7 protein-coding genes are annotated in these 9819 nt (G+C 35.8%); all 7 read left to right on the top strand.

The genetic code is table 11. The annotated features are described in order from the left end of the window. Nucleotides 1-109: 109 nt before the first annotated feature. Complete coding sequence (gene topA, locus JO950_RS15360; RefSeq protein WP_202703447.1) at nucleotides 110-2644, top strand: type I DNA topoisomerase; 2535 nt, start codon at nucleotides 110-112, stop codon at nucleotides 2642-2644. A gap of 3 nt (nucleotides 2645-2647) precedes the next feature. Next, on the top strand, nucleotides 2648-3799 hold the full coding sequence (locus tag JO950_RS15365; protein WP_202703448.1) for a formimidoylglutamase: 1152 nt from the start codon (nucleotides 2648-2650) through the stop codon (nucleotides 3797-3799). A gap of 263 nt (nucleotides 3800-4062) precedes the next feature. Then, the gene (gldK, locus tag JO950_RS15370) at nucleotides 4063-5463 is read left to right on the top strand and encodes a gliding motility lipoprotein GldK (RefSeq protein ID WP_202703449.1); all 1401 of its coding nucleotides are present in this window, start codon (nucleotides 4063-4065) and stop codon (nucleotides 5461-5463) included. A 77-nt stretch (nucleotides 5464-5540) separates the two neighbouring features. Beyond that, a complete protein-coding gene (gene gldL, locus JO950_RS15375; RefSeq protein WP_202703450.1) occupies nucleotides 5541-6188 on the top strand; it encodes a gliding motility protein GldL in 648 nt (215 codons plus the stop codon). Between the two features lie 51 nt (nucleotides 6189-6239). Next, the gene (gene gldM, locus JO950_RS15380; protein ID WP_017496990.1) at nucleotides 6240-7781 is read left to right on the top strand and encodes a gliding motility protein GldM; all 1542 of its coding nucleotides are present in this window, start codon (nucleotides 6240-6242) and stop codon (nucleotides 7779-7781) included. 43 nt (nucleotides 7782-7824) lie between these two features. Continuing rightward, entirely contained in the window at nucleotides 7825-8814 is a 990-nt protein-coding gene (gldN, locus tag JO950_RS15385; RefSeq protein WP_017496989.1) for a gliding motility protein GldN, read from the top strand. Nucleotides 8815-9032: 218 nt separating this feature from the next. Then, nucleotides 9033-9819, top strand: a 787-nt coding sequence (gene gldN / locus JO950_RS15390; protein WP_202703451.1) for a gliding motility protein GldN, incomplete at its 3' end; no start/stop codon positions are given.

Raw genomic sequence — 9819 nt, forward strand, 5'->3', positions numbered from 1 at the left:
CAGATAAATCTGCAATTTTAGGAAACATAATACTAAAATAAATCAAAAATGAGTTCGCGCAGTTGATATTTAAAAAAAATAGATACTTTTGTTGCAGAAAAATAGAGCAATGGCAAAGAATTTAGTAATAGTGGAGTCCCCTGCAAAGGCGAAAACGATAGAGAAATTTTTAGGAAGTGATTTTCAGGTAGAGTCAAGTTACGGTCACATAGCGGACTTACCATCAAAGGAAATAGGAGTGGATGTTGAGAATGGTTTTAAACCTAAATATGAAGTCTCTTCGGATAAAAAAGCCCTGGTAAGCAAGCTGAAAACACTATCTAAGAATGCCGATATGGTTTGGTTAGCGAGCGATGAGGACCGCGAGGGGGAAGCTATTTCTTGGCACCTGGCGGAAGAATTGAAACTGGATACTAAAAAAACCAAAAGAATTGTTTTTCACGAAATTACAAAGACTGCGATTCTTAAAGCAATCGACAATCCAAGAGAAATAGATTATAATCTGGTAAACGCACAACAGGCACGTCGTGTTTTGGATCGTTTAGTTGGTTATGAGTTGTCTCCGGTATTGTGGAGAAAAATTAAAGGAGGTTTGTCTGCCGGTCGTGTACAATCCGTTTCTGTTCGTTTGATCGTAGAACGTGAACGTGAAATTCAGAACTTTAATGCGGTAGCAACTTACTCCATTGTTGCAGAATTTGTAAATGAGGCAGGTAAAGCTTTTAAAGCGAAATTGCCAAAGAACTTTAATACTAAAAAAGAAGCCGAAGATTTTTTAACTAAAAATATCGGATCTCAATATCAGGTAGCCGATTTAGAAACGAAGCCTACCAAAAAATCACCAACTGCACCTTTTACGACTTCGACCCTGCAACAGGAGGCGGCGAGAAAATTGTATTTGCCGGTTGGAATCACCATGCAGTTAGCACAACGTTTGTACGAGGCCGGATTGATTACCTATATGAGAACAGATAGCGTGAATCTTTCTGCTGAGGCTATGAGTGCTGCTGAGGCTGAAATTATAAAATCATACGGGAAAGAGTTTTCTAAACCGAGAACTTTTGCCAATAAAAATAAAGGAGCTCAGGAAGCACACGAGGCAATCCGTCCTACCGATATGTCTCGTCATACGGTGAATATCGACCGCGATCAGGCTCGTTTGTATGATTTGATCTGGAAAAGAACATTGGCCTCACAAATGAGTGATGCGCAATTGGAAAGAACCAATGTAAAAATCGAAGCAAACAATCATGATGAGATTTTTACAGCTTCAGGAGAAGTTTTACTTTTTGAAGGATTCTTAAAAGTATACTTAGAAGGACATGATGATGATGAGGAAGAGCAAGAGGGAATGTTGCCGGCTTTGAAAGTAAACGAAAAATTAGCAAACAATTATATTACAGCAACCGAAAGGTATTCAAGACCTCCGGCGCGTTATACAGAGGCTTCTCTGGTGAAGAAATTAGAAGAATTAGGAATCGGGCGTCCGTCTACCTATGCGCCAACAATTTCTACCATTATCAACAGAAACTATGTTGAAAAGGGAACTCTGGAAGGACAGGAACGTAATTATACGCAACTGACCTTGCAAAATAGTAAAGTGGGAGAGAAGCTGTTAAAAGAAAATACAGGTTCCGATAAAGGGAAACTGGTTCCAACAGATATCGGAACAATTGTTACTGATTTCTTAGTGAAGAACTTTGGGAATATTCTGGACTATAACTTTACGGCAAAAGTAGAACAGGATTTTGATGAAATTGCCGAAGGAAATATTGACTGGGCAACCATGATGCAGGAGTTCTACAATAAATTCCATCCAAATGTAAAAGAAGTTGAGGCGAATGCTGAGCGTGAAAGCGGAGAGAGAATTTTAGGAAAAGATGCTGACGGAAGACAAGTTTCAGTTCGTTTAGGAAAATTTGGCCCAATGGCTCAGATTGGAGAAGCGGACGACGAAGATAAAAAATTCGCCAGTTTAATGGCCGATCAAAATATCGGAAGTATTACACTGGAAGATGCTTTGAATTTGTTTTTACTTCCTAAAAGTTTAGGTGAATACAAAGGAGAAGAAGTGGAAGTGAGTAACGGTCGTTACGGTCCATACGTACGTCATGGAAGTGTTTTTATTTCGTTGCCAAGAGGAGAAGATCCTTTAAGTGTATCAAAAGAAAGAGCACAGGAACTGATCGATGAAAAAGCACTTGCAGATGCACCAATTGCAACGTATAAAGGCGAACCGGTTCAAAAAGGAGTGGGACGTTTTGGTCCGTTTATTAAATGGAATGGTCTTTTTGTGAACGTAAGCAAGAAGTATAATTTTGATAATTTATCGCAGGCAGATGTTGAGGAATTAATTGAAGATAAATTACAGAAGAATATTGATAAAGTGCTTCACAACTGGGAAGAAGAAGGAATTTTGGTTGAAAAGGCGCGTTGGGGTCGCTCAGTAATCACAAAAGGAAAAATCAAAATTGAACTGAGTAAAGAGGTTGATGCTACGAAATTAACATTGGAAGAAGTTCAGGAAATGATTGCCAAAAAAACACCGGCTAAAAAAACACCGGCTAAAAAAGCGACAACCGCAAAGAAAGCTACAACTGCAAAAAAAGCACCTGCTAAAAAACCAGCTGCAAAAAAGAAATAAAGAATGGAGTTTGATTTTTTAGAGCCACTTAACGACGGGATTTTAAAATTTATTAGTTCGTTGTCTTCGCAGGAGTTGGGAAGTAAGATAGTTTTGCATACTGAGGATCAGTTTCCGGATATCAGTAAAATCAATATTGCGATTATTGGTGTTTTAGAAGATCGTCGTAATGAAGATTCAATTAACATTGTTAATCTGAATGCCGTTCGTAAAAAATTGTATGGGATGTTTCCAGGAAACTGGGATGCTTCGATTGGCGATTTGGGAGATATTCTCGCAGGAAATTCTGTAGAAGACACTTATTTTGCTTTAAAGCGAGTAACATCTACTTTAATTAAGAACAAAGTGATTCCTATAGTTCTTGGGGGTTCACAGGATTTAACCTATGCTTTATATCGTGCCTATGACGATTTAGAGCAAATGGTGAATATGGTTGCTGTGGATAATAAGTTTGATTTTGGTAAAGAGAATGAAACGGTTTCAGCTAATTCTTATTTGACTAAAATTATTATCGACGAGCCTAATAATCTTTTTAATTACTGCAACATTGGTTATCAGACTTATTACAATTCACAAGAAGAAATTGATCTGATTGAAAAATTGTTTTTTGATGCCTATCGTTTAGGGGAAATCTCCAATAAGATTGCATTGGCAGAGCCAGTTTTTAGAGATGCTGATTTGGTTAGTATCGATTTGAATTCAGTAAAATCTTCAGCTTCAGGAAATATGGTTTCATTTGAGCCAAACGGTTTCAATGGAAAAGAAATATGTTCACTGGCAAGGTATGCCGGAATAAGTGATAAAGTTTCCAGTTTTGGAATTTTTAATCACAATAGTACAGTGCCTGAAGCTAGTATCATTGCACAAATAGTATGGTATTTTATTGAAGGATATCATTATAGGTCTAAGGAATATCCATTTGGTAGTAGAGCAACGTACTTAAAATATATTGTTCCTCTTGAAGAGGAAGAATTGATCTTCTATAAAAGTGATAAAACAGACCGTTGGTGGATTGAAATTCCGTTTGAATCAAATGGTCACAATAAATTAAAGAGAAATACGTTATTACCGTGTTCTTACGATGAGTATTTGAGTGCTTGTAATCAGGAATTGCCTGAAAGGTGGTGGAAAGCGCAACGAAAAAATGCTTTGTAAAATGAAATTTTAGCAGAAATTTTATTTTTTTTGCATTTCTGAAATAGTGTTAAATAATATTAGTAAGATAAGTAGCACAGTAACTGATAAATAACGTCTTACGTCGATTTTTTGTGTTAGTTTATCGATGAAATATTTTTTTTTTATTTTATTTAACATTATTTTTGACCGATAAAATAAATTTCGCAACTAGTATTGTTTTTTAGATAAATAATAAATACGTTTACGGACTTATAATAATGAATAGATAATCCCAAATTTATATGAAGAAGTTTATTGCATTTGCAACAATGTTAACACTGGTAATTGGCTGTGGTAAGTCAGGTGACAAAGGTGAGTTGGTAGGTGTTACAGGAGGTAAATGGCACCCTGAGAAGCCTTATGGAATGACATTAGTTCCTGGTGGATCTTTTATTATGGGTAAATCAGATGCTGATTTAGCTAATGTGGAGGATGCTCCTACTAGGACGGTGACAGTTCGTTCATTTTATATGGATGAAACAGAGATTACCAATAGTGAGTACCGTCAATTTGTAGAGTGGGTAAAAGACTCTACAATGAGAGTTCGTTTGGCTATTTTAGCTGATGAAACAGGTCAAAAACCTGCAGGTGATTCTAAAGGTAAAAAAGGCGGAAGTATTGCTGATTTTGCATTTAATGATTCAGATCCGGAAAAAATGACTGCATATGACAAATATATGTATGATAACTACTACAGTGTAGGAACGAAAGATGATCCTTATGCAGGTAGAAAATTAAACAAAAAAGTAAAGTTAATTAAAGATACAAAAGCTTACCCGGATGAGTATTATACTGAGGTAATGGATTCTATGTATTTGCCAATTGAAGAGTCTTACAATGGTTTAAGAACAATTGATGTAAACAAATTGAAATTCCGTTATTCCTGGATGGATATTCAGGCTGCAGCGAAAGCTAAAGTTGGAAAAAGAAAAGACTTCGTTAAAACGGAACAAGTAAGTGTTTATCCTGATACAACAGTTTGGATTAAAGATTTTGCTTATTCTTATAATGAGCCAATGCATAACGACTATTTCTGGCATAAAGCTTATGGAGACTATCCAGTAGTAGGGGTAACCTGGAAACAGGCAAAAGCATTCTGCGCATGGAGAACTTTGAATAAAAACGGTTATATTAAATCTAAGAAAAAAGGACGTGACTTAGTAAATGCTTTCAGATTGCCAACAGAGGCAGAATGGGAATATGCTGCAAGAGGAGGTCTGGAATCAGCTACTTACCCTTGGGGAGGTCCTTATACAAAAAGCGACAGAGGTTGTTTCTTAGCAAACTTCAAACCAAGCAGAGGAGATTATGCGGCTGACGAAGCATTGTATACTGTTGAAGCTAAATCTTATGAAGTTAATGGTTATGGTTTATACAACATGGCAGGAAACGTTTCTGAGTGGACCGATTCAGCTTATAATCCAAATGCATACGAGTATGTTTCTACAATGAACCCTAACGTAATTGACGGGAACAATCAAAGAAAAGTAGTTCGTGGAGGTTCTTGGAAAGACGTTGCTTATTTCCTACAGGTAAGCACACGTGATCACGAATATGCTGATTCTGCCAGAAGTTATATTGGTTTCAGAACTGTACAAGATTACATGGGAACTCAGGCAACTGGTGGTAAGAAGAAAAAGTAATTATCGAATTAATTAAAATCAAATAAGTAAACCAAATCAACAAATCTATTTTAAATTAAAACCTAAAAAAAAGTATTATGGCATTATTAAGTAAAAAAGCAATGAATTTCGCTTATGGTATGGGAGCGGCAGTAGTAATTATTGGAGCATTATTCAAAATTACTCACTTTGAGATTGGACCATTAACAGGAACTGTTATGTTATCGATTGGATTGGTAACTGAGGCGTTAATCTTTGCTCTTTCTGCTTTCGAACCAGTTGAACACGAATTAGACTGGACTCTTGTTTACCCTGAATTAGCGAATGGTCAGGCTAGAAAAAAAGCTGACAAAGTTGAGGCACCATCTGACGCCCAAGGATTATTGTCTCAAAAATTAGATGCAATGTTGAAAGATGCTAAAATTGACGGAGAGTTAATGGCAAGCTTAGGAAACAGCATCAAAAATTTCGAAGGAGCTGCAAAAGCTATTTCTCCAACAGTTGATTCAATTGCAGGACAAAAGAAATATGCTGAAGAAATGTCTATGGCTGCTGCACAAATGGAATCATTAAACAGTTTATACAAAGTTCAATTAGAAAGTGCTTCTAGAAATGCACAAGCAAACAGCGAAATTGCTGAAAATGCTTCTAAATTAAAAGAACAAATGCAATCTATGACTGCAAACATTGCTTCATTAAACAGTGTTTACGGTGGTATGCTTTCTGCAATGAGTAACAAAGGATAATTAGTTTTTGACTATTATATTAAATTTATTAATAAGAACTAATTAGAAAAAATGGCAGGAGGAAAATTAACCCCTAGACAGAAGATGATTAACCTGATGTATCTGGTTTTCATCGCAATGTTAGCAATGAACGTATCAAAAGAAGTTATATCTGCTTTTGGTTTGATGAATGAAAAATTTGAAGATGCAAATACTTCTTCAGTTACTACAAATGCTGGTTTATTGACAGCTTTAGATCAGAAAGCTGCTGAAGCTAAAGGAGAATTCGCTATCGCTGCGGGAACTGCTCATAAAGTTGAAGCGATTACAAAAGATTTTTATAGTTTTATCGGAGGTCTGAAAACTCAGGCTGTAAAAGGATTTGAAGTAGATAAAGAAACTGGAAAAATGCCTTATGAGTCTATGGACAGAGGTGATAACATCGACGACTGGTTTACGGGAGATGGTTACACTAAAAAAGGAAATGAAATTATCGCTAAAATCGAGAAATACAAATCAGATATTAAAGCTGCTTTAGGTACAGATAAAAAATATGCTGATATTATTGCAGAGGTAGAGAAAAAATTTAATGTTTCTGATGTAAAAAATAAAGAAGGTATAAAAGAAAAATACTTAGCATACCACTTTAAAGGATTTCCAGCAATTGCTTCAGCTGCAAAACTTTCAGCTTGGCAAAATGATGTTCAAAAACTTGAAGCTGACGTTTACAACCGTGCTTTAGGAAAAGCGGCTGTTGCTGCTGCTTCTTACAGCAATTATCAAGCGATTGTTGTTTTAGACAAAAACGCTTATTTCCAAGGAGAGAAAGTTACTGGTAAGGTAGTTTTAGGTCGTTACGACGAAAACACAAAACCAACTTCATTCCAAGGTCCTGGACAAATTGTTAACGGACAAGCGGTTATTTCGTTAACTGCAGGAGGTGTTGGAGAGCAAAATATTAATGGACAATTTACATTCTTAGAAGACGGTAAAAACATTCCACTTAAATTTGCCGGAAAATATGTTGTAGTACCAAGACCAAACTCTGCTACAATTTCTGCTGATAAAATGAACGTAGTATATAGAGGAGTTGTGAATCCAATCTCTGTATCGTTCGCTGGTGTTGATGCAAACAAAATTGTTGCAAGTGCTCCAGGATTAGTATCTGCCGGAAAACCTGGAAAATATAACATGAACCCGGGTTCAGGTACTGAAGCTACTATTTCTGTTACTGGTACATTGCCAAACGGAGATAAAGTTACAGATAAGAAAACATTTAGAATTAAAGGTATTCCTGGACCAACTGGTACAATTAGAGGAGAAATGGGTGTTGTTAAAGGACCTAAATCGAACTTAGAAATTGCTACAATTGGTGCTAAATTACTTGATTTCGATTTCGAAGTTGGTTTAGATGTTGTTGGATTTAATTTGAAAATTGCAGGACAACCTACAGTGGTTGTTAATGGTAACAGATTAAATGCACAATGTAAATCAGTTCTTGCAAGAGCTGGTAAAGGAGACCAGGTTACTATTTCTGAAATTAAAACTAAACTTGTTGGAGCTGGTAGTTATTTATTGCCAAGAACTGCTCCGGTAATTTACGAAATACAATAATATAGTAGGTAAAACTACTTCAATATCTTATAATGATATCATGATGAAAGTAAGAAATTTTTTAATAGCTATTGTTTCTATCGCTGGAGGATTTTCTTCCTATGCGCAATCGAATTTGCTTAATGCGAAAACACCGGCTCAGATAGGTCTTAAGACTCCTGCGCAACTTATTTCTGATAACGATAAGCCTTTAGCTTATGGTTATGTAGATGATAGAGATATCTTAATGGGAAAAACTACTTGGGAGATCATTGATTTGAATGAAAAAATCAATTTTCCAATGTACTTTCCGGTTGATACGGCTAATATTGGTTCTGACAGACGTTCACTTTATGATGTTTTGACGAAAGCTGTTAAAAGCGGCAAAATAACTGAAGTATACAGCGACAGTTATTTCAATACTAAAAAATCTTTGAAAGATATTCAGGGTGCATTATCACGTATTGACACAACAGATGCAGGTAGAGAATTAATCAATCAATATCCGGACGACTACAAAACACGTGTTGTGAAGAAAAAAGTTGTAACTGGTACTGGTAAGAAAAAAGTAGTTTCTTATGTAGATGAAACGGTTGGTCCAACAAGAACGGTTCCAGCGGAGTATATTCTGAAACAAGATTTAACTGCTGCAGATGTTACACAATATAAAATTAAAGGATACTGGTATTTTGACAAACGTCAAAGCGAATTGAAATATCGTTTGCTTGGAATTTGTCCAGTAACTCCGGATGTTTACACAATGAATAGTGACGAAAAAGATTATATTGAGTTGTTCTGGGTTTTCTTCCCTAACGCCAGAGAGGCGCTACACGAAGCAAAAGCATTCAACGATAATAACTCTGCACTTCCAATTTCATTCGATCAGATTTTGAATTCAAGACGTTTTAATGCGGTTGTCTATAAAGAAGAAAACTTGTACGGAGATCGTGAGATTAAAGATTACATGAAAGATAATGCACAAAATCAATTGTTAGAATCTGAAAGAGTAAAAGAGAAGATTCGTAACTTCGAACAAGATATGTGGAACTACTAAGTATCTGAATAACAATATATGAAAAACTCTTACTACATTTGTAGTAAGAGTTTTTTTTTTGCTCATTATCTTGAGAATCAGTTTAAATGGTGAATTTGTTGAGCTTTTTAGAGTTGATTCCGATTAGAGTAGTTGTTATTATGGTATTTTTAAATTTTGTGAGAAAAAACACAATAAATACCGTATATTTACGTTCAATAGGTTTTAATTGTTGTATCATGAAAGTAAAGATTTTTTTTATCGTTATTATTTTTGTTATCAGTAACCTTAGTATTAAAGCTCAATCGAATTTGCTTAATGCGAAAACAGCAGGTCAGATCGGGGTAAAGAATCCTGCTCAGTTGCGTGCTGATAACGATAAGCCAATGGCTTATGGTTATGTAGATGACAGGGATGTTTTAATGGGAAAAACGACCTGGGAAATTATTGATTTGAATGAGAAAATTAATTTTCCATTGTATTTTCCGGTGGATACTGCCAATATTGGTTCGGATAGACGCTCTCTTTATGATGTTTTGATTAGAGGAATAAAAGCAGGAAGAATCACAGAAGTGTATGCCGATAGCTACTTTAATACTAAAAAATCCTTAAAAGACATTCAAGGGGGATTGTCTCGTATCGATACGACTGATGCCGGGAGGGAATTAATCAATCAATACCCGGACGACTACAAAACACGGGTGGTGAAGAAAAAGGTGGTGACTGGAACTGGTAAGAAAAAAGTAGTTACTTATGTTGATGAAACAGTTGGTCCGACCAGAACGGTACCTGCTGAGTATATTTTAAAACAAGATTTAACGGCAGCAGATGTTACTCAGTATAAATTGAAAGGATACTGGTATTTTGACAAACGTCAGAGTGAATTGAAATACCGTTTACTCGGAATTTGTCCTGTGACACCCGATGTTTATACTATGAATAGTGACGAAAAAGATTATATTGAACTGTTTTGGGTCTTCTTTCCTAATGCGAGAGAAGTGTTGAACGAAGCAAAAGCATTTAACG

This window comes from Flavobacterium sp. UGB4466 (assembly GCF_903469665.1).
GTDB classification, from domain to species: domain Bacteria; phylum Bacteroidota; class Bacteroidia; order Flavobacteriales; family Flavobacteriaceae; genus Flavobacterium; species Flavobacterium lipolyticum.

Excerpts from the sequence above, each read along its gene's own strand:
- topA (WP_202703447.1), top strand. The coding sequence starts at position 110 with ATGGCAAAGAATTTAGTAATAGTGGAGTCCCCTGCAAAGGCGAAAACG.
- JO950_RS15365 (WP_202703448.1), top strand. The coding sequence starts at position 2,648 with ATGGAGTTTGATTTTTTAGAGCCACTTAACGACGGGATTTTAAAATTT.
- gldK (WP_202703449.1), top strand. The coding sequence starts at position 4,063 with ATGAAGAAGTTTATTGCATTTGCAACAATGTTAACACTGGTAATTGGC.
- gldL (WP_202703450.1), top strand. The coding sequence starts at position 5,541 with ATGGCATTATTAAGTAAAAAAGCAATGAATTTCGCTTATGGTATGGGA.
- gldM (WP_017496990.1), top strand. The coding sequence starts at position 6,240 with ATGGCAGGAGGAAAATTAACCCCTAGACAGAAGATGATTAACCTGATG.
- gldN (WP_017496989.1), top strand. The coding sequence starts at position 7,825 with ATGAAAGTAAGAAATTTTTTAATAGCTATTGTTTCTATCGCTGGAGGA.